Raw genomic sequence first — 21,897 nt, 5'->3', positions numbered from 1 at the left:
AGACTATACTTATCTTTCGTTGATCTTACGTTAAAAAGGCAGTATTAACGAAAGTTAAAAGCGCTTTAAGTACGCATTTCCACTCTGGAAAGTATTACGTACTTAAAGCGCTTTTTCTAATTCTTAATTCTTAATTCTTAATTCCTAATTCCTAATTCCTAATTCCCTCCAGGTTCCATGCCTTCAGGCTCTCCAGCTTCACATCACCCTCTTTTGCAAACACTGCCCATCCTGTTGCCTTTGCATCCGGAAACAGCAGCGTGGTCAATACCTTCTCTCCTCCGTTCACAAATACCTCCAGTGAAGACTTATCCAACAGAACCTGTAACCTGATCTTACCATTGACTGGTTTTACAGTGAGTTTATCTGTTGTAACGGCAGATTGTCCGTCTTTTACAGTCGCTACATACAGTTCATTGGTGGCAGGATTATAGCCTAATATCGCCTCACTTTTGGTGTCCTTGTTCTGGACGAGTTTTAAGCCGAATTCCTTTGCCGTACCGGGTACAAAAATCAGGTCTGCCCAGTTCGTGTTTGCATCGAATTTACCGCCTTTATTCAGCTGCATTTCTTTACTGCGGATATCGGTCTGCTGCATCACCAGTTTTTTTGCGGCCGGCAGTGCTGCCAGTATTTTATCCAGGGTAGCAGCAGGCTGCTGGTATAACAGCACGCCATCGGTACCTGATTTCAGTGCAAGATCTCTGGGGATGGACATCTGGCCTCTCCAGGGATAGGTAGGCGTTTCAAACGGCATCAGCCAGCCCAGCATCATCTGACGGCCATCCGGCAGGTTATTGTAAGGGATGGCTGCATAATAGGTACGGCCATAGTCTACAAACAGCTGGTAGTTAGCCGGACGATCATTCGTGAATGTTTTACCATCAAAATCACCGGTGAAGTATTGCATACCGGTAGCGCCATCCTGGTTACCGGAAGAGATCATCAGCAACCATTTCTTTTTAGCCGGGTCTCCGTCTACAAACAGCGGTGTCATAGAAGGGCATTCCCATATCTTGCGGATATCTCCCTGGTTACCGAATTCACCCTTCAGGGTCCAGTCTCTCAGGTTTTTTGAGGCATAGAACTGTAGTTTATGTTCATGCGGTACTGCTACGGTCATAATCCATTGCTGCTGGTCTTCCATCCATACAACGCTGGGATCGCGGAAGTCTTTTTTCTGAATATTGACGACCGGGTTACCGGCGTATTGTGCGAAGCTGGCGCCACCATCATTGCTATAAGCAACAAACTGCGTTTCCAGCTGCTGTTTAGGCTGATCTGCGGTATATACAGCTACCAGTGGCGCCTTACCATTCTGGCCGAAACCGCTGGTATTTTTAGTGTCCAGTACTGCGCAACCGGAGAAGATCCAGGTGGTCGTATCTTTCTTTTCGATTTCCGGAATTGCTACGGGGAGGTGTTTCCAGTTCACCAGGTCTTTACTGGTGGCATGTCCCCAGCTCATATGGCCCCATTTATTTTCAAAGGGATTGTGCTGATAGTAGAGATGATATTCGCCATCCAGGTAAATGAGTCCGTTAGGGTCATTGGTCCAGTTCTTCGCCGGCGTAAAATGGTATACAGGCCGCCATTGCGGCGTAGGTGTCTGATCCTGCGCGATAACTGCTACGGGCAATAAGGCGGTCAGGAGGGCAAACAAATGCTTTGTCATACAGTGGAGCTTTAGTCGCCTGTAAAATAGACAATTCTGTAAATAAAACGAGGCCACCCGGTCAAACCAGGTAGCCTCATTATCTGATATGTTCAGCGGCATTACAGTTCCGCAAATATTTTCTCTCTGCTGGCAGCCAGTAAGTCCAGTACGTCCTGTTTATTACCGGTGAATGGTCCGGAAGACTCAATGTTCATAGTCGCCATTGCAGCGGCAAATTCACCCGCATATTGCAGGGTAGCACCTTTGCTGCGCTGATAGAGGTAACCTGCCATATAAGTATCGCCACAACCTGTTGCATCGATCACCATGTTCGGCAGGTAAGCCGGGATACGGTGGAATACGCCCTCCGCATAGATCACGGAACCCATACTACCCAGTGTGATCACCACTTCTTTCACGCCCCACTCTGCCAGTACCATCGCACCTTTACGTACGTCCTTATGACCGGTCAGTACTTCCATTTCGTGCTCGTTGGCCTTCAGCGTATGGATGTATTTCAATGCCTCCTGTTTGGCCGGCCAGTCGATCGCGTGTACGTTATGGTCTTCCACTTTACGCAGGTAACCCTGTACGTCCAGTGACACCTTTCCTCTTGCGGAGAGTGCTTTGATCAGCTCTACCGGAAAATCGTCAGCCAGTAATGGTCCGAGGTGGAAAATACGTGCTTCCGTATGCGACAGTGCCTCGATGGTAAATGGATCTGCTTTCTGCAATACACGCTGGGTGCGGTGATCCTGGTTTTCTGAATAGATATTCTCGAAATAGACGGTGTGTTTACTTGGCAATGCATCCACTTCAATGCCTTTCGCTCTGAGCTCATTTACACTATTCATTTCACTCTCTGCCAGCGCGGTTACCAGTCTGTATTTAACGTCCATATGACGGATAGCATTGGAAAAGTAAAACGAAGTGCCTCCTGCCATATGTACCACGGATTTCGTGGTCACTACTTTATCCAATGTGATATGCCCTACACAACAAATATCGTACATGTACTTTCTTAATGTGATTAATATTCCAGCTAATTAGGGGTCAAATATAGTTAATAGATGTCTATCTGCGGCTGGAATACTGTTTTTGGGCACCCCTTACTTTCTTTCTGATTGGTTTTCATTACTTTAGGAAATTCACCCTTCGCACAAAAGCCCTCATTTCACCCAATACGCAATTTTTACTTATCCTACCTGAAAAGAGGCGCTTTTCCTGCTGAGCTCCTCTTACAGTCTTCCCTTTAACAAAGGACTTTCTTCACGCAACCAAAATCTATATATCAGTTAATCACACTTTATCTGCAATTCAAATATGGCATTACTCTTATCTCAAAACATAATACTTGTCTTATTGATTATTCTAAATAATTTATTTACATTCACTTAACCCTTAATAAATCTGTAGCAATAAAGTCAACCAAGAGCACATTCCTAATATTCCGTCCGTTTTTCTATTCCATCATCTTTAAACAAAAATCACTATGAAAAGAAATCGACTATTGGCCCCCGCGTTCCCCGTTATTATGCTGATGCTGATGACCATCGCCTCCTGTACAAAAGACGACAAGATCCTAAACGTTCGTAAAGGCGTACTGACACCCCAACAACACCAGGACAGAGGTTTTCTTATTATCGCCAAGGAAGGCGCTAAATTAGCCGGCATCTCCGAGAGCCTGACCAAATTACGTGTCAAAGATTTTAAGCTGAAAACAGCCAACCAGGAGCTGGGTCTGATACGTGTACAGACGCCCGACCCTTCCTTCCCTGAAAAAGCAAGACAGATCGCAGATGTGCAGTCTGTAGTAGTGGACGTTGTCATGAACTGGCGGCTACCCGAAAAAACCTTCCGTGCCAGCAAACCTTCTCAGCCTGTTGCCAATGCAAAGCTGAACAATCCATTAGCCAACAATCCTTTCAGTCCATTACAGTGGGGCCTTCAATCAGTGAAAGCACCACAGGCATGGGCAAAAGGCTACAGAGGACGCGGCGCGAAAGTAGCGGTGCTTGATGGCGGTTTCCTGCTGGAAAACCCTGAAATCAAGCCAAACATTATCCTCACCCACAACTTCATCGAAGGCGAAGAAGTGCAATACCACGGTATTGAAGGATTCAGCCATGGTACGCACGTAGCGGGTACCATCGCCGCCATCGACGACGCCAATGGCGTAGTAGGTGTTGCCCCTGATGCAAAACTGATTCTAGTAAAAGTATTGAATGACGCCGGCAGCGGCGCCTTCAGCGGTATCATTGATGGTATCTTTTATGCTTCCAACCATGGCGCTGACGTCATTAACATGAGTCTTGGCGGAGAACTGCCACGTAAGACCTATACGGATGACAACGGTACGCCCGACGATCCTTCCGATGACTATGTTGTACAATACGACAGAGACGTGAAGGACCTGATCATCGCCATTAACAGGGCCACTTTATATGCGACCCTCCGGGGTACGACTATCGTAGCAGCAGCAGGCAATGATGCCTATAACTACGATGTTGAAAAACGCTTCATCACCTACCCTGCCGCAGCGCTGGGTGTTATCTCCATTGCGTCTAACGGTCCGCTGGGATGGGGTATCAACCAGGATACTTCCCTGTACCTGCCTTCCATCTTTACCAACTATGGTAAGAACTTTATCTCCTACGGCGCACCTGGTGGTAACTACAGCATTCCGCTGAATACGCAGATCGTGACTGTAGCAGGTATCACCTACTATGAATACGTATTTGATTTCATCTTCAATATCGGTTTCTGGGATGAAGCCACGAATGAATTCAGCTATGGATGGTCAGCTGGTACCAGTATGGCAGCTCCTCATGCCAGTGCGGTGATTGCATTACTGTATGGCAAACATCCAAGGATCAGTCCTGTACTGGTAGAACTTATATTGCGCAAATCATCCAATGATTATGGCGCTCCCGGCAAAGATCCGTTCTTCGGCAATGGACAGATCAATGCGGGAAAAGCAGTTAGTTATTAAAATGGGAAAAGGCATCCGCTTATGGTGGATGCCTTCCTTTTTAATATCATCTGTTCACTACTTCTTCTTACCGTAGTCAAATACAAGCTGACAAAACACTTTCACTCCTGCGTCCAGTTTTGAATCATCTATATAAAAATCAGGCGTATGGTGAGCCGCCGCTTTCAAGGGATCCTGTCCCGGCGGCAAGCCTCCCAGGAAGAAAAAGAAGGCAGGCGCTTTATCACCATAAAAGGAAAAGTCCTCTGCCCCTGTCGTCCAATCTGCTTCTTTTACATTCTCCTTTCCGACAGCCGCTTCTAATGAAGGCAGCATCTGTTTTACCAGCGCCGGATCATTATAGGTCACTTTGGTTTTAGTATCAATGGAGACTTCTGCTTCGGCTCCGGAGGCTTCCGCAATCTTTGTGGCCGTCAGTTTCATGCGTTCGTGTACATCGGCCTGCATATGACTGTCCAGGGTCCGGATCGTACCTTCCATCACCAGTTCTTCCGGGATAATATTGCTTCTTACACCGCTGTGGATCTTACCGACGGTAATCACAACCGGGGCTTTGGTCAGTTCGGCCTGCCGGCTGACGATCGTCTGAAAGCCCTGTATGATCTGCGCGGCTACCACTACCGGATCAATGCCATGCCAGGGCTGTGAACCATGGGACTGTTTCCCTTTTACCTTTACGACAAACCAGTCACTTGAAGCCATTTCTGCGCCTGATTTATACTTGATGACGCCAATCGGCGTCTGTGAATTGATATGTAGTCCGAAGATGGCGTCTACTTTAGGGTTATCCATCACCCCTTCTTTTATCATCAACGGCGCACCACCTTCTTCATCTCCCGGGGCGCCTTCTTCTGCAGGCTGGAATATAAACTTCACCGTACCCGGCACCTCCTTTTTCATGGCCGTCAATACGGTGGCGGTACCCAGTAACATAGCGACGTGCGTATCATGTCCGCAGGCGTGCATCACCGGCACCTGCTGTCCTAGGTAATCAGCCGAATCAACTGATTTAAATGGCAGGTTCGCTCTTTCATATACCGGCAGCGCGTCCATATCTGCGCGTAAGGCGACTACCGGACCAGGCTTGCCTCCTTTCAGGATAGCGACTACCCCTGTTTTTCCGACGCCGGTCAGTACTTCCAGTCCGAGGGCTTTTAAATGAGCGGCTACATATGCGCCCGTTTTATACTCCCTATTGGACAATTCAGGATACTGATGCAGGTACCTTCTCCAGGCTACTACCGAATCTTTGACCCCGGCAACATTTTTATCCAGGTCTTTCACTTGTGCCATCGACAATACCGGCAACAAGGTGAATAATGCAAGCAAGGGGTATTTCATAAGCAATAAGAGATTTGGGTTGATTGATGCCATACAAAATAGACATTTTAAGGCGAATGACATAACCCTTTACAGATAATACGCAGGAGGGCGCCTACTCATTTCAGTCAGTCCCGTGGGAAGTGATAATCATCCGGCTGACTGACGAAGGTCATGCTTCACCCCAGTCCGGCCCGCTAATTTGCAGTATCAAATTCAAGTAAACAGACTATGAAAACATTATTCAAATCGACCGCGCTGTTGTTGTTTATCCACTTTATTGTCAGTACAGGTTTTGCCCAGGTGCAATACCAGCAGAAGAGAGACTTTAATCTCAGTATCAGCGGCACTTCCACCATGCATGACTGGGAGATGAAAACATCCAAGATCGCGTGTAACGCTACCTTTACCTTCTATGAAGATGGCGAACTTGGCGGCTTATCGCTGCTCGATTTTACGATGCCCACGGAAAGTCTGAAGAGTGAACGAACGGGCCTGGATGCCGTCGCTTATAATGCTTTAAAAACAAAGCAGCACCCTACGATCACCTTTAATCTGATCAAAGCGTCCGTATCCAAACAAGGCACTTTAATCAATTGCTCCGGTAAGCTCACCGTGGCCGGCGAGACCAGGGAAGTAGACCTGGTGGCAGCTGCCAGAATGAGTCCGGACCACAGCATCAATATCAGGGGCAGTAAGCAGATCGATATGCGTGATTTCGATATCGACCCTCCTACTTTCCTGTTTGGTAAGTTCAAGACCGGCGAGATCGTTACCATCAATTTTGACCTTACTTTCAGGCAATAATTACGTATTCCACTGTCTTCCATGTAAAAACAGCTAAAAGTTCATCAGCATCTGTTAAAATATGCGTACCTGGTGCAGATCAATTCCGGATCTTACACGGGCATCACAATATTTATTTAAACAGGTCATACATGAGGAAATCATTCGCAGTATTCCCATTGCTAGTAGCTTACATGCTGACGGGAAAGCAGTTATCAGCCCAGGAGAAAGAGGGGGTACACGAAATGTCCAAAGATTACCAGGCGCCAAAGGATCCACTGGTGATCAGAAAACTATCACAATGGCAGGATCAGCGTTTTGGTCTGTTCATGCACTGGGGCACCTATACACTATGGGGGGAAGTAGAAAGCTGGAGTATCTGTCCGGTTGACTGGGTAGTAAGAAAAGGTCCGTACAGCGAAGATTATAACACTTACAGAAGCGCGTATGAACATCTGCAATACGAGTTCAATCCGGTACAATTCAACCCTGAGAAATGGGAGAAAGCGGCTAACGCAGCCGGTATGCGTTACGTGGTGTTTACCACCAAGCACCACGATGGATTTTGCATGTTCGATACAAAAGAAACTGATTATAAGATCACCAGCCCGCATACGCCATTTTCAAAAAATCCCCGAAGCAATGTCACCAAAGAGATCTTTGAAGCCTTCCGTAAGGACAGTTTCATGATCGGTGCTTATTTCTCCAAACCAGACTGGCATAGCCAGGATTTCTGGTGGAAATACTATCCGCCGAAAGACGAGTATGTCAACTATGATATTAAGAAATTTCCGGAACGCTGGAAGCAATTCAATGATTATACCTACAACCAGATACAGGAACTCATGACCGGCTACGGCCCTATTGATATTCTGTGGCTGGATGGCGGATGGGTAAGACCAGACGGCAAACAGAGCCTCGATATGCCGCGTATTGTGGATATGGCGCGTAGTCACCAGCCAGGTCTTATCGTCGTGGACAGAACCGTACCCGGTGAATATGAAAACTATACAACACCGGAACAGTCTATTCCTGACAAACCATTGCCTTATCCCTGGGAAACCTGTATGACGATGGGGTATTCCTGGAGTTACAGTCCGCGGGACGAATACAAACCATCCCGTCAGCTGGTATCCCTGCTGGTAAAGATCGTATCAAGAGGAGGTAACTTCCTGCTGAACATCGGCCCCAGCGAAAAAGGAGATTGGGCGCCGGATGCTTATAAGCGTCTGGAAGACATGGGTAAATGGATGGCGATCAATGGCGAGGGTATACACTCCTCAAGACCAGTAGCGCCTTATTCTGATAAGAACGTCTATTTCACACAATCCAAGGATCAGCACTCCATTTATGCATACTATCTTTCTGAAACAGATGATGTAACACTGCCGGCAGAGCTACGTTTTGCAGTAACAGATGTAAAGAAGATCAATAAGATAGTATTGTTAGGTAGCAAAGCAAAGCTACAATGGACAATGAAAGATGGTCATGTCACCATTAAGATCCCTAAGAGCGTACAGGCGCAAAGCGGACTGAAATACAGCGCAGCTTTCAAGATCAGTGTATAAGTTACTCAGAGACAATTAAAAGGGCTATCCGTTAGTGACGGATAGCCTTTTTGTTTATATGAAGCCAATATTAGTTAACGTTCCTTTATCAATCCCTTAACTTTTTATTTAAATACGATTAGGCATTTTTACAGCGAACCTATACGTAAACACTCTTAACTAAATTGATTATGCTCAGGAAATGTACACTTGCATTGGCGTTAGCTGTATTCACGGTATTTATTTCATCAACAGGATTTGCCCAAACGAAGATTGCCTATATTAATATGCAACAGTTGATCACCGGTATGCCGGAAGCAAAAAAAGCATTTGATACACTACAGGTTTATCAGCAGGAACTGGCGAAAGACGGCCAGGAACTGGTGACTGAATTTCAGGCGAAAGTGTCCAAGTTCCAGGAGGCGGAGCCTACATTAAAACCGGACATCAGAGAAACGAAACTCAAAGAACTGGAGATGATGAAGGCCAATATAGAACAGTATAACGCACGTATGGAACAGCGCATGGCCGAAAGAGAACAACAGCTGACAGCACCGATCATTGCAAAAGCGAAGAAGGCGGTATCAGACCTGGCTGCGGAGAAAGGATTTGCCTGTGTACTCGATAACTCAAAAGATATTGTTATAACGGCTACCTGTGAGGATCTGTTACCAGCAGCGAAACAGAAACTCGGTATTAAGTAGTCATTCATCCATTGTGAACCCAAAAGGGCGTCCGTAACGGAACGCCCTTTCTTTTTTTTTGTATAAATAACTTTGTACTTAGAAGCCGTATCTGATACCAAACTGGATCTGCCATGGATTACCGGAAGGCACGATCACACCGGAGTTCACATTCACGTTGTACACGTAGCTCCTGGTGTCTTTATCAAAACCTCCGATAGAATACAGGTTCTGTTTACCCAGTGTTTTGATAGTACCCCAATCCTTCTTGATCATATTAGCGATGTTGAAGAAATCAGCAGAAAGCTCTACGAAATGTGATTTATGGATCTTGATCTTATTCGCGATACGCATATCCCAGATACCATAGAAAGCATTTACACCACCGTTTCTTTCCGCCACCTTACCGCTGCTTTTTCTGATATAATCCTTGATACTTTCAGATGCCAGCGGATTATCGAGAATAGACTGTAAACCCTGACGAACCTTCTCAGGTACATTCTGGTTTTTAGTATCAAACACATAAGCCAGGTCATTGGAGTTTACAAAGTCACCGTTCACATTACCGCCTACTGCCAGCGAGTAACGGGTACCACCGATACCGGAATAACGGATACCGATGTTAAAGCCCCAGAAAGAAGGTAGTGTACCATAGAATACTACTTTATGACGGAACTGGTTATCGGAGTAAGACATGCTACGCAGGTTACGCGGATCATCTTTCACCATCAGTGACAGGGTCGCTGTATTAGCTACGTCGCCATTATAGGAAGTGTTATCTTTTGCATCATTCCAGGTATAGCTGAAGGAGATCTCACCATCTCTGAAATAACGGTAGGTACCATCTACGACAAAAGCAAACTGGTTCACCTTCCCTTCACTGTTCAGCTCCAGTACACGACCCACTTTTTTGCTCTTACGGCCGTCCATCCAGTTGGAGTTACCTGTTGCTCTCTTCACACTATCCAAAGGTACAAAGACGCCGCGGTTGCCTTCGTTGGGCAGCGTGAACAATGGATTGTCGACCATGTTACGGTCTACGTACATGTAGTTATGACGCGCCAGGGTCATGAAAGCAGTGATACCCATTTTAAAGCGCTCATTGAAGAAGTGGTTGTAAGAGATATTCGCTTTGTATACTACCGGGATACGGGCGTCTTTACCATTCATGTTAATGGTACCCTGACGGTCCAGTCCCAGTTGGTCAAACAACTCTTTACCAGGCGCAGATGAAGGATTCTTACGGTATTCCACGAAATTAGGCGCAGGTACGCCTACGTTCTGGATATCTACTGTCAGTACCTTGGTACCATCAAACAACTGGTTATTGATCATTGCATAGTTGTTGATATCGGAACCGAAGATCGCTGCACCAAAACGCAGGTAGTCTTTGTGTTTATCATTGATATCCCAGTTGAACTGTAAGCGCGGCTGTAACTGGAATGTATTCAGTTTATTATCCGTACGCAGTCCGAGTTCCTGGTATACTATCGGGTTGAAGTTGGCATTATTCAGATAGGTAGTATAATCAGCACGGATACCGGCAATCATTTCAAAACCTTTGAAGAGTTTGGTCTGCATCTGTGCATACAGGCCGCCTGCTACCACATTCTGGTTGATGCTTGGGTCATCCGCCAGCGCTACTTCACGTGCATAGCGGTATGGCGTCATGTTGTTAAAATTCTCCAGACCGGTAAAGTAAAAGCGACCATTCATTTCACTACCATACAGGGAGTTCATGTGACTATACATGATATCTGTACCGAAGGTAAAGTTGGCCTTATTGGTACTGAAATAAACGTTATCTACCAGTTGCACGACGTGGTTATAGAAGTGTTCCGGAGAATAACGCTGACCACCCAACTGAATATTGGTAAATACGCTGTTACCACCCACATTTGATTCTACGCGTTCAATGATTGCACGAGGAATGTTCTGTTTTGGCAACTGGCTACCCGGTGAACTTTCTTCAAAGGTATACAGGTGTTGTACTTTCAGTTCGTTTGTCAGCCGTGGGTTCAGCACCGTACGTAAAGTAGCGAGGATACTGTTGTTCACAGCTTTTGCATCCGCATATACTTCATACAGGTTGATGGAGGTATTATCGTCCCGACCTAATGGTGCGCGGTCACTGATATAGTTGTCGCGCAGTGTCAGCAGACTTTTCTCACTCAGCTGGATATCTACACGGGCAAAGATCGCATCTGTGCTTCTTTTCTTATCGAAAGAGCCGAACTGAGGTGCATTGGACACACCGTATTTGCCACGGGCAATGTTCAGGAAATTATCCAGGGTACTTTGTGTAACGTTCAGACGTTTTTCATCTGCAGGTGACTGAATATCTGCCAGCTGTAAAGGGCGGGCATCTGCCTGACGATCCCATGCGACGAAGAAATGCGCTTTGTCTTTTACAATCGGTCCTGATAAGGTGAAACCGAACTGTTTGGTAGAAAAGTCATTGACACGCTTCGCACCACGGATGTCATAATTGGAGGACAGCTGATCCGCTCTGTAAAACAGGAAGGCGCTCCCTGAGAAGGTATTGGTACCTGATTTTGTTACCGTACTGATGGTACCACCACCACTACGGCCAAACGTTACGTCGTACTGGTTAGTGACGACTTTGAATTCCCTGATCGCCTCCATGGATAATGCGTAAGGACCGCCGATACGGGCGTTCGTTCCGCTGCTGGAAGTCGGGTTTTTCGCACTGGTACCATCGATGGTAATGTTGGTAGAAGAGCCCAGCTGACCTGCCAGGTTACCGCCGCTACTCAATGGAGAGAGATCAATGAGTGAGGAGAAGTTACGTCCGTTCACCGGTAATCTGGCGATATCACGCGCAGTAACAGTGGTAGCAGCGCCAAAGTTTTCTGTTTTGTTCTTCAGTGCATTACCGGAAACGGTGATTTCTTTCATCCCTACGGTAGAAGATCTCATACCTACATTGATCCTGACGATATCTCCCTGGTTAAGCGCGTAGCCGGAAAGTTTCTGTTCGCTGTAGCCTACGAAAGATACGGTTACGGTGTATGGTCCACCGAGTGGCAATTCCTTCAGCAGGAATTCACCTTTTGTGTTTGTAATGGTCCTGCTACTAAAACCAGTAGATTCATTCCGGACAAGCACGGATGCACCGGGAATCAACTGTTTGTTTTCATCTGCAACGACCCCTGCAATGGAGGCTTGCGTGGTCTGGGCGAACAACTGTGTATGGGCTAAACAACACAGCAGTAGCAATGTAATGCTGGCAAATATAGGTTTCATAAGCGCGAAAATATAGTCATGCTGAAAGCAATGCAATACAGTTACGGCTTGTTAACGAAGATTTCATATTACGCGTCAGTGCGACATTACTTACGTGTCCATTCTTCATGGATAGGATCTCCTTTTGAGCTCTTGCCACTATGATCCCATTTATTGCCTGATACACTCCCTTTAAATGTAAGCGTTGCACCTACCCTGCTGTTATCTCTGGAGAAGAATTCTATCTTTTCTGTATATACCCCATTTTCAAATGTATAAGCACCACCGCCGGACCCAAAGAACTGTCCTGTTTTAGTATTCATGGCGATCCACTGAAACTTTGTGCCTGTGAGTATTTTAATGGTTTTTCTGTCACCGGGTTGCATGGTATTCATAGTACCGTTATTCTCTCTGCCAGTGATCTGCCATACACCTGCCATCGGACTGTTACCATCATCTATTCTTGTCCAGGTAGTTGTTTTATCGCCTAAAGTGGTGACAATATTATCTCCTTCAAAAGTGACATTGGCTTCGGGTCTCGTACCGACCTGTGCAGAGTCTGCAGAATTAAATTCGATGTTCGTAATACCGTTATCATCCCAGGTGCCTCCCATAGTTGATTTAAAACCGGTGGCATCATAGGTGATAATACTGAAATAACCAGGGATGATCAACATTAAAGCATGCGTGTTTCCTGTTTCCGCTTTCCAGGCGCCTGCCGGAGCATTTTGAGCCTGGGCGGATGCCGTCAATGTTACAGCAAAAAACAGGATAAAGAAAAAATGGATGATTGTTTTCATAACTGGTGGATTTTATAGTTGTAAATGTACATTAACAGGATGAGTAAAAGAAAAAACCTATCTTGACACGTTTCCAATAAATATCTGATGACAAATAACTCAACAGCAAAAACACCGGCTGCACTTTACCTGGAACACCTTGATAAGATCTTCCAGGTGGAGCCCGCTTTCTACAGGGAGAGCAGTATGATTGAAGGATTACCGGGTATCACGGCCATTGTATACAAGGATATCCCGGAAAAGGGGTATACCACAGCCTTTACTTATGGTCTTTCACTGGGTACACATGCGGAGTGGAAATCAGGGCGTCCGGAGTTATGCGTATGTGTGGCTTCTGACAACGATGCCTGGGGACAGGTGGCAGCGTATATTGCGAATAAACTACGCGGGGATTGTCCTTTTTTGTATGGACAGACCATCAATTTCGGTACGCGTATCAGCGAGGATTCTGATATGGATGCATTCTTTGTATTTGCACCGAGTATACTTGAGCGGGAAGATTATACCGATATAGACGTCGGCACTGATTATAAAATCAATATTGCAGGATTGTATCCGATGTATGCAGATGAAACGGAAGCATATGAAAAGCTGGGATTAAAAGACTTCTGGCATCACGCGGATTACGATAACTATAGTGTGAACAGGAAGCGGGTGACCTTATAAGAAAAGTGTATCAAATCAATTATTGAATAAAGGGAGGCTATGGCACAAGTATGCAGCAGCCTCCCTTTATGACTAATATACGCCGCTCAGGTTCGTATGACCATTACTTGCCGGCATATCATAAATCTTCTTCAGGTTCTTACCATCTACATCACAGGAATAGATATCATCTTTATTCGCTGTCGCCTTTGTATCAATACCAACGAAAAAGAGTTTTTTACCATCAGGAGAGAGATGTGCATCACCATCTATTTCCACACCAGCAGGCAGTGTGATGTTGACCTTCGTCTGACCGGTTCCATCATAATTCATCAGCCAGATCTCATTACCTTTATCCACGTCATATTTGGAAAAAACAATCTTGTTTAGCTGTGTGGCGCTTCCTGCAGCAGGATCAACAGACAGTACACCTGTATTGCTTACCGCAAGACCATCCCCAACAATGACACCACCCAATGTGGCTCTTGTTGCCGGAGGCAGGGTATAAGTGCCGTTTCCGTTACCTGCCTGGGCATCGGCAGACTTCTGACAACTGATCTGGAATAACAGTATTGCAGAGGAGAACAGGATCAATGTAAATGATCCGAGGATTACTTTTTTCATACAATGAATTTGAAGAGATAAGGGATTGGAGGCTGTACTACTTTTTTTGTCCCGAGGCGAATATATATTAATTTATTTTATAAAACAAAGCAGACAATCATGCGATAAGTTAAAACTACTGGATTTCCGGGATCGGCAATACTGTTGTTTTCATATACATTTGTCCGTAGTAAATAGAACGGATTAACCATGTCACATAGAATGTATTTGTATAACCTCTCCGGGAACGAGGTTACAGCAAAATCGTCTGCAACAACAATGCCCCTTGCCAGTTACGGCGTAAACGATACGGATGTGCGTATGATGATGGAATGGAAGTATGAATTCCCGCTTTTATTTCATCCCCTCTTTGACGATACAACCGCTATTGCTCCACCGGTCTATAATGGCAGTGAAGGGGGCTTATATGCGCCTGCTGCTCCCGGTATTGAAGCCTTGAAGGCTTTGTATGATTTTATCGAAAAGCATCAGGACACGCTGATTGATGACATTGCTGCTTTCCAGGAAACGAAAACAAAGATCTTCACCTGGTTCAGCAGGAAAGTCATCCATCCGGCCTTCCACCTGGATGCCTGGGATGTATTCAATATGAGTGATGAATCGCATGAGACACAGGCTGAAGAACTGATCGCTCTCATTCATGCAAACAATAAGGCCCTTGCAGCCGCTATTGCTGCGGATAATCCCGCATTGCTGGATAGCTGTCCTTATTTCCAGGAACAGGGTAATTATTTTAAAACGTTCAGGCAGTTACTGAATGAGCCATTGTATCAATTTGGCTGGAGTATACTGGCATCAGGTATGTCCGGCGATGAAGACGAGCTCCAGGTCTTCAGCGAAGGAAATCTGAAAGGGCTGAAAGATACAGACGGGAATGAAGTAGTAGCGGCTATCTATGAGGAGATATACGGCTTTCCTTATGGTGCAGACCTGGCCGTGGTTATGAAAAACGGTAAAGCCGGTTATATCGATAAATCGGGCAGAGAAGTAATGCCCTGCGTATTTGATGATGCATATGATTTCGAAGATGGATATGCGGCGGTTGTAGCTCATGGTAAGTTTGGACTGATAGACACGGAAGGTAATTTTAAACTTCCCGCAATCTATGAGGACGGACATGTATTATCAGCCACAGCGATCGCAGTACAGCAGGATGGATTATGGGGGATTATTGATATCGACGGACAGGTACTGCTCCCCTTCCGGGATGTGAAAGAGATCATTGCGGAACAAACGTACACATTCACTTACTACAAACTGGTAGGGCATCAGCAGGAAGAAAGCTGGTATACCCATGCATTCAAACCACTGGTCATCGGCCCCGTATCAGGTATCGAATGCTTTGGAGAATATTATATCGTTACAAAGGACGGGCGTGCAACTCTAATAGATGCCCAGGGCAATGTGTTACTGGGAGAAGGCTATCTGCATATACGTGCTGAAGAGCTGTTAAATGCGCTCATAGTACAATCAGCAGCAGGTACTGGTCTGTATATCCCTGAAAAAGGCTGGATACTCCCCTGTGTGTATGAGGCAATCTTTCCGCTGGAAGACGCGAATCCGGAAGAAGATGGTACCGTCTATGTCATCGTGAAGAAAAACAAGGAGGCCGGTTTATTTGGCGTAGGCGCTAATAGTCGCTGGATCAAAGCACCGGGTTATCAGCAGTTCAGGTGGTTGAAAAAGGATTTTCTGAGCTACCAGGAAAACAAGTTATGGGGATGTATGGATGCCACAGGGCGCTTACTGACAGAAGCGATATATACGGCTATCAACAGCAAATTTGGCTATCTGCCATATGGACTTGCACTCGGTTTTCATAGTAAGGGTATCGATGTCATCGATGAAGATGGCAGTACCCGTCTATTTCAATCTGTAGAGGCCCAGAATGAGCTCAATGACTATCCGCAGGCATGTTACTCCAAAACAGAGATACAACAGCTGAAACAAGTCGCAAAATCAGCAGAAAAGGCATTGACCTTTTTTGAAGAAGCACAGGAATATAAAGAGCAGGGGCAGTATGAAAAAGCATTAGACCTGTTCCGCCAGTCCGCTGAACTGGGCAATCCGGCAGCACTCACCAGCATCGGTCATACGTATGAAGTAGCCTATGATGATTTCGACAAGGCATTTGCATATTATTCGCAGGCAGCGCAGCTGGGAGAAGTATACGCCATGTCCAACCTCGGCCTTTCGTATCAGTATGGAAGAGGAACAGCGGTGGATATTCCTGCGGCGATTGATTGGTTTCAGAAAGCGGCCGACCGTAAACATGGGGATGCGTATCTCTACCTGGGAGATATTTATTATCATTCGACGTTTAATGTAGTGGATTATGATAAGGCGCTCTTTAACTATTCAAAAGCGCATTTATTACAGGAGCAGCCGGTGGCGGATGCAATAGGACATATCTACGAAGTGAAGCAGAACTATGAACAGGCGGTTTATTACTACGGTGTGGCGGTAGAAAACGGGAATGCTTTTGCGAAATGGCGGCTTGCCTGTCTTTATATGGATGGCAATGGGGTAGATACAGACCTGGAGAAGGCATTGCTGTTATTACACGAGGCTGTTGCAGAACAGGCGGAAGCGCATCTCGACCTGGTTGCCATTTACATGTCGGCCGATTATTACGATGAAGATAAAGCAGGCGCGCATCTGGCAGCCGCAGAAGAGGCGGAGGTACCTGATGTTGCAACTTATAAAGCCCGCTATGAGATATTATGGAAGAGACGGCGCTGATCAGCGTCGTTTCTCCAGGTATTCGATATTGGGATTGACAGCGCGTAGTTGCCCGATAAAAGCTTCCTTATCCTTAGGAGACACCAGGATCGTATCAAATTTATTGAAAGCTATTTCCAGTCTGTCGAGCGATGCTGCCGGGGCACTCAATGGATTACGTGTTGGCCTGATACTGCGGATGGACTGAACCGACAGGGTTCTTTTGAAAAGAATACCGCAACGGATGGTCAGTTCATCACCTTCCAGCTGGTATACAACAGAAAAGATCGTATAGAAAGCAAACGCTGAAGTCAATAGGATGAATGCCAGTAATCCCCAGGTATGCGAGATGACAGCGGTGATCAGCACGATCGAAAAGATGATGATAACAGGCACTATGATGCCGGCGCTTACAGCCGATTTATAGGTAATCATATGTCTTTCAGGTTGTGCAGGCAAAGATACCGAAAATTACATCGCTGTTGGTACAGTAAGGTCAGGTACCGGGATGACGGTGATCAGTCTGAAAATGCCCCCAACATTTAAACCCTTACCAGTAGCGTTATTAGGAAGAATTTCTTCGATTAAACCCTTACTACGCCGTTATTACGCCGTTATCTCTTCGTTCAGGAACGTACAGGTATGGGCATAATAACGGCATAATAAGGCTGTACAACGAAGAACAGGCAGACAGATCGAAGCTACCTGAACGCAAAAAGCATATATCCATGAGACTAAATCAGTTATTGATTTATCCCATGGATATATGCTTTTCCTTACTAAACAGGTATTTATACGGTCGGCGTAGTCGGATCTTTATCCGGCGCAGCAAGCGCCTGTTCTACGGCAACATCGGCTACCGGTGCAGGAGCTGTTACATCATCAGCAGTATCATCTGCATGATCAGCAAGACCTGCCGTGTTGATCATTTTCTCTTTTCTCCTGCGGGTAAACAGGTTTTTGAGGAAGGCGATCAATGCAGCAAAACCTATTGCGACAAATTTCCAGCCGGCGATCAGGAACTTCAGGATAATGGCGAAGAAGCCTACTTTCGCCAGTATTTTTCCCGCTACCAGTCCACCTATCGTCCATGCGGCTACCTGGTCCATTTTCGGATCGAAATCAAAGTAAGTATTCCCATCTGTGAATTTGGCCATATGCAGCACCTGGTTAATATTGGCTTTCACCAGCGGCAGTTCGTCCATCGTACAGATAGCATTCAGGGACAGGACGCCGTGACGACCCAGTATACGCACATTATAATTGAGCGTATTAGCCCCTTCTTCGTCCCCAAACTTCACTTCCTTTGCCCAGTGCAGCACCTTGTTTTTAGCGTCGTAAAATGGCTTTTGCGCCCATCCTACAATGTGCACAGTTGAGTATCCATTCTTTACACGTTCTTCATTGGTGGCTTTTTCATCGGTCTGCATATTCTTCAGCATCTCGTCGTAATCGATCTTTTCTGCGTCATCGTCTTTCACATAACCAATCTCCTCAAATTCAACGATAAAGGCATAAGACCCTTCTGTAAAAGGATCTCCTTTTGCAGGGAAGATCATTCCAAGTACATCTTTCGCATTTTCAGGCGGGTTTCCCCAGAGCGTAGTCAGTACGTACTGACTCTGTTCCTTGTTCAGGAACTTAAAGCCTTCAGGTACTTCGATATTGGCTTTACCACCCGGCAGGTGGATTAGGCCGGTCTCAAATTTTTCTGATTTTCTGACAGAATCTACGAACTGCTCATACTGCCGCTGATAAATTTCGGTAGAATCTTCCACAGGGCCGGCAGCTTTTACGGCAATGGTTGCCAGTAGTAATACGGCAACATAAATGGATCTTAACATCTGATGGTTGTTATTATTCGTTATATAGGTATATTTCTGCTGATAAGAGTTGGTTAACAACTTATTACAAACTACAATTGTCCCTTTGCGCATCAAATGTAATAAATCTCAGGCATACACGTATCATATGGGCCTCTTTTTTCAGATAGCCCCGTGCCTGCGGTCAGGAGATTATCCAGTGTTTTCACGTAGAAGCCGATCGGCAATTTGCGATTATTCATTGGTCGTTGTATGCGCATAATAATGCCCTATTTCTATGAACAGGTTATCAAAATAAAAGTAGAACCCGTAGCTGTTCCTGATCTTTGCAGGCGGTCTGTCCACAGCAATATTACCCGAGCGCAACCTTTCATAAAGTACATCTACCGCGGCTGTATCATCTAATATAAAACCGAGGTGAAAAGCCCCAGGATATCTGGTATCGTCATTTTTATCTGTCATCAGTACAAGGGTAAAATTTGCCTTGTTTGTCAGTACAGCAATGACATCGCCTTTACGCGTTTCACAATGAAAATCCAGGTATGTTTCGAAAAAAGAAACTGCTTCCGGTAGTTTTACAACGACCAGGTTTAAGTGATTAATAGTCATATTTATTATTTTATTATAACCGAACGATCATTCGCTTATGAGGTAAAAAAATTTTATGTTGCCAGTGCTGCCAATACGAGTTCGAGTGCTTTCTTTAATTTCTTTTCTGTTAATGAAAAAGCAGCACCGGCCATATTTGCATTGGAAAGATGGAATCTGACGAGTGTGTAGAACGGACCGTAAGCGATTGCCCAGAAAAGCTCCGGAGACAAGTCTTTTATTTCTCCTCTTTTAACGGCATTACTGACGAAGTCATTCATTGCCTTCCTGAAGGTGGCGGGCTTTATATCTTCATGATTGATCAAAGGAGAATTTCTGAACTGCTCGTAAAACTGATACGCAACCGGATGCTGATTGATATTTTTGAGCCGGTTTTTCCATTGCAGCCAGAGTCCGTCTGCAAATGACATCTCCGGTGAAAACCCGGTGAGGGCATCCTTTTCAAAGGTATGCTGTACACCCATGTACAGTTGATTCAGCAGGTCTTCCCTGTTCTTAAAATATATATAAATCGTAGAAGCAGAGATATTCACTTCTTTGGCCAGTTTTTGCATACTGAGTCCATCAAATCCCTCACTGACGATCATCGCGATCGCTTTTTCCCGGATCATCAGTTCTTTGTTCTCATCCCTGTTTCTCATGATACAAAGATAAACGAATAATCATTCGGTTATAATCTGGGGCGGATTATTTTTGGTCGATAATTTGCGGGCAAATGGATAACTTCAGCTAACAAGCGTTTAATCAAATACTTGTAAAACAACAATCATGAAAGATCAGACTATTATAGAAGCACAGATGTTGATCAGGAAACCTGCCAGTGAGGTATTTGATGCCTTTATTGATCCGGAGAAGACCCGGCATTTCTGGTTTACCAAAGCCAGCGGTAAACTGGAAAAAGGGAAAACGATCACCTGGGAATGGGAAATGTACAAAGTATCTACACAGGTGATCGTAAAGGAGATTGTTCCTGATGAACAGATCACGATAGCATGGAATTCCCCCGCTACCACGGTTGAATTTATATTCAACGCCGTATCAGCAGATCAGACTTATGTGATTATCAAAAATTATGGTTTCGGACAACAGGGAGCAGACCTTGTCAAGGAAGTCATGAACAATACAGGCGGATTTACAACCGTGCTGGATGGTTTGAAAGCCTATATGGAACATGGTATTAACCTGAACCTGATTGCAGATAAATTCCCCGCAGGGAAATAGTATTCAGAAGGCTTCGCCGGTGAAGAAATAAAAGCCGGGCCCTTCTCTTGTCATCCCTACATCCAGGCGCAGGAAGATGTCTTTTTTGGGGAACAGGAGATAACGTAATCCTGCGCCACCGGCAAACTGTGTTTTATCCAGCTGAAAAGCCTTTATTGCAGGTGCAACTGCGGCAGTGCCCGCAAAGATAGTAGCGCCCCAGCGCTGGCTGAATGCAAAAGGCAACATCCGGTATTCTACCTGTGCGGCCAGCATATTCTTATCTCGGTAACGCCCCTGATAGTAGCCACGCATCATCATATCTCCCCCCATCAAAGCCAGCTGGTTAAAGGGAACCTCTCCACTGATAAAATTACCGAGTAGTTGCCAGGCAAGTACATTATTCTTTTTAATGGGATGGAAAGCGCGGACGTCCAGATTCACGCTGCCAAACTGAAAATCGCTTGCCACTGAGGGATGATAACCCAGATATGAGATTTCTCCAAACCAGCCTTTCCGTACATTCAGTACATTGTGGCGGTCATCGTACACCAATGCAGCGCCAAATCCCAGATTCGTGGTACCGCCACTACCAGCAGGTAATGCATGATGTGGTCCTTCCTCCGGCTGATTGAAATCGGCGCTGAAGAGATGCTGGTAATCGATCTCTGGTCCAAAGAACAGGTTAGGACTGATCTTCCGTAATACCCTTTGTCTAAGGAGAATATAATTCGCATCTACCACTGCCGGATGATCACCATCCGTGCTATGTCCGATACCGTAATATAACAAAGGAAAGCGCTGGATCCTGGTCCTGCCCAGGAAGAACCATTTGTCTTTATCCCCATAAACAGCATTGTCTATCCAGAGACCATACTGTCCTTTGAAAGTAAAGAAAGAAAATGCCTGTACTTCACTCAACCGGTTCGTACTGTCTCCTTTGGCGCGGAAAAGCCACAATGAGGAAGCTCCTAACTCCACGCCTGTTTCCGGCGCATATCCCAGTGTCGGATATACACGGAAACTTCTTTCTGCGGCGGAAGTAGTGTCTCTGAAAAATCTGTTCAGCTGTCGGTTTACCCAGCCATTCTTTTCGGATTGAGCCATGGCTGTTGTCGTAAGGCACAACAATAGGATAATGTTCGCAATAGTAGGTCGCATATAGGAAAATATACATAAAAAGGGCCAAAGTTATAAATTGACGCCTTTTATCCGTCAATTTTATAATTAACTATATTCGTAGA

Annotated in this window: 18 protein-coding genes; 7 read left to right on the top strand and 11 right to left on the bottom strand. The window is 45.5% G+C overall.

Annotation, left to right across the window (positions count from 1 at the left end; translation table 11 throughout):
- Positions 1–151 precede the first annotated feature (151 nt).
- On the bottom strand, positions 152–1,675 hold the full coding sequence (locus CPIN_RS16240) for a glycoside hydrolase family 32 protein (protein ID WP_012790912.1): 1,524 nt from the start codon (positions 1,673–1,675) through the stop codon (positions 152–154).
- A 101-nt stretch (positions 1,676–1,776) separates the two neighbouring features.
- The gene (locus CPIN_RS16235) at positions 1,777–2,670 is read right to left on the bottom strand and encodes a PfkB family carbohydrate kinase (protein ID WP_012790911.1); all 894 of its coding nucleotides are present in this window, start codon (positions 2,668–2,670) and stop codon (positions 1,777–1,779) included.
- Positions 2,671–3,149: 479 nt separating this feature from the next.
- Here CPIN_RS16235 and CPIN_RS16230 point away from each other — a divergent pair, with 479 nt between their 5' ends.
- Positions 3,150–4,649: a S8 family peptidase gene (locus CPIN_RS16230; protein WP_012790910.1), complete on the top strand. Its 1,500-nt coding sequence runs from the start codon at positions 3,150–3,152 to the stop codon at positions 4,647–4,649.
- Positions 4,650–4,706: 57 nt separating this feature from the next.
- Here CPIN_RS16230 and CPIN_RS16225 read toward each other — a convergent pair whose 3' ends face one another.
- Positions 4,707–5,990, bottom strand: coding sequence for an amidohydrolase (locus tag CPIN_RS16225; protein WP_044218893.1), 1,284 nt, complete (start codon positions 5,988–5,990; stop codon positions 4,707–4,709).
- A gap of 210 nt (positions 5,991–6,200) precedes the next feature.
- Here CPIN_RS16225 and CPIN_RS16220 point away from each other — a divergent pair, with 210 nt between their 5' ends.
- The 3 genes from CPIN_RS16220 to CPIN_RS16210 all read left to right on the top strand — a co-directional run bounded on the left by CPIN_RS16220 (position 6,201) and on the right by CPIN_RS16210 (position 9,006).
- Positions 6,201–6,776 (top strand): YceI family protein, encoded by a 576-nt coding sequence (locus tag CPIN_RS16220; protein ID WP_012790908.1) that lies wholly within the window; start codon positions 6,201–6,203, stop codon positions 6,774–6,776.
- 131 nt (positions 6,777–6,907) lie between these two features.
- Positions 6,908–8,323: an alpha-L-fucosidase gene (locus CPIN_RS16215; protein ID WP_012790907.1), complete on the top strand. Its 1,416-nt coding sequence runs from the start codon at positions 6,908–6,910 to the stop codon at positions 8,321–8,323.
- 170 nt (positions 8,324–8,493) lie between these two features.
- Complete coding sequence (locus CPIN_RS16210) at positions 8,494–9,006, top strand: OmpH/Skp family outer membrane protein (RefSeq protein WP_012790906.1); 513 nt, start codon at positions 8,494–8,496, stop codon at positions 9,004–9,006.
- Between the two features lie 78 nt (positions 9,007–9,084).
- Here CPIN_RS16210 and CPIN_RS16205 read toward each other — a convergent pair whose 3' ends face one another.
- Positions 9,085–12,252, bottom strand: a complete 3,168-nt coding sequence (locus tag CPIN_RS16205) for a TonB-dependent receptor (protein ID WP_044218888.1) — start codon at positions 12,250–12,252, stop codon at positions 9,085–9,087.
- A gap of 86 nt (positions 12,253–12,338) precedes the next feature.
- Entirely contained in the window at positions 12,339–13,031 is a 693-nt protein-coding gene (locus tag CPIN_RS16200) for a hypothetical protein (RefSeq protein ID WP_012790904.1), read from the bottom strand.
- An 87-nt stretch (positions 13,032–13,118) separates the two neighbouring features.
- Between CPIN_RS16200 and CPIN_RS16195 the strand changes: the two genes are divergently transcribed.
- On the top strand, positions 13,119–13,697 hold the full coding sequence (locus CPIN_RS16195; protein WP_012790903.1) for a suppressor of fused domain protein: 579 nt from the start codon (positions 13,119–13,121) through the stop codon (positions 13,695–13,697).
- 72 nt (positions 13,698–13,769) lie between these two features.
- On the opposite strand, the gene CPIN_RS16190 is transcribed toward CPIN_RS16195, so the two are convergent.
- Entirely contained in the window at positions 13,770–14,300 is a 531-nt protein-coding gene (locus CPIN_RS16190) for a TolB family protein (RefSeq protein ID WP_012790902.1), read from the bottom strand.
- A gap of 189 nt (positions 14,301–14,489) precedes the next feature.
- Here CPIN_RS16190 and CPIN_RS16185 point away from each other — a divergent pair, with 189 nt between their 5' ends.
- A complete protein-coding gene (locus CPIN_RS16185; RefSeq protein WP_012790901.1) occupies positions 14,490–17,042 on the top strand; it encodes an SEL1-like repeat protein in 2,553 nt (850 codons plus the stop codon).
- On the opposite strand, the gene CPIN_RS16180 is transcribed toward CPIN_RS16185, so the two are convergent.
- The 4 genes from CPIN_RS16180 to CPIN_RS16165 all read right to left on the bottom strand — a co-directional run bounded on the left by CPIN_RS16180 (position 17,043) and on the right by CPIN_RS16165 (position 20,094).
- Positions 17,043–17,456, bottom strand: coding sequence for a PH domain-containing protein (locus CPIN_RS16180; RefSeq protein ID WP_012790900.1), 414 nt, complete (start codon positions 17,454–17,456; stop codon positions 17,043–17,045).
- A gap of 356 nt (positions 17,457–17,812) precedes the next feature.
- The gene (locus tag CPIN_RS16175) at positions 17,813–18,865 is read right to left on the bottom strand and encodes a DUF2167 domain-containing protein (RefSeq protein ID WP_187294781.1); all 1,053 of its coding nucleotides are present in this window, start codon (positions 18,863–18,865) and stop codon (positions 17,813–17,815) included.
- Between the two features lie 213 nt (positions 18,866–19,078).
- Entirely contained in the window at positions 19,079–19,453 is a 375-nt protein-coding gene (locus tag CPIN_RS16170; protein WP_012790898.1) for a VOC family protein, read from the bottom strand.
- A gap of 53 nt (positions 19,454–19,506) precedes the next feature.
- Positions 19,507–20,094 (bottom strand): TetR/AcrR family transcriptional regulator, encoded by a 588-nt coding sequence (locus CPIN_RS16165; protein WP_012790897.1) that lies wholly within the window; start codon positions 20,092–20,094, stop codon positions 19,507–19,509.
- 127 nt (positions 20,095–20,221) lie between these two features.
- Between CPIN_RS16165 and CPIN_RS16160 the strand changes: the two genes are divergently transcribed.
- Positions 20,222–20,674, top strand: a complete 453-nt coding sequence (locus CPIN_RS16160; RefSeq protein ID WP_012790896.1) for an SRPBCC family protein — start codon at positions 20,222–20,224, stop codon at positions 20,672–20,674.
- Between the two features lie 3 nt (positions 20,675–20,677).
- On the opposite strand, the gene CPIN_RS16155 is transcribed toward CPIN_RS16160, so the two are convergent.
- Positions 20,678–21,814: a BamA/TamA family outer membrane protein gene (locus CPIN_RS16155; RefSeq protein WP_012790895.1), complete on the bottom strand. Its 1,137-nt coding sequence runs from the start codon at positions 21,812–21,814 to the stop codon at positions 20,678–20,680.
- Between the last annotated feature and the right edge of the window lie 83 nt (positions 21,815–21,897).

It is taken from the genome of Chitinophaga pinensis DSM 2588 (assembly GCF_000024005.1).
In the GTDB taxonomy this organism is placed as follows: domain Bacteria; phylum Bacteroidota; class Bacteroidia; order Chitinophagales; family Chitinophagaceae; genus Chitinophaga; species Chitinophaga pinensis.
Note: the sequence above shows the minus strand (reverse complement) of the source record. Positions and strands in the feature narration are given on the sequence as shown.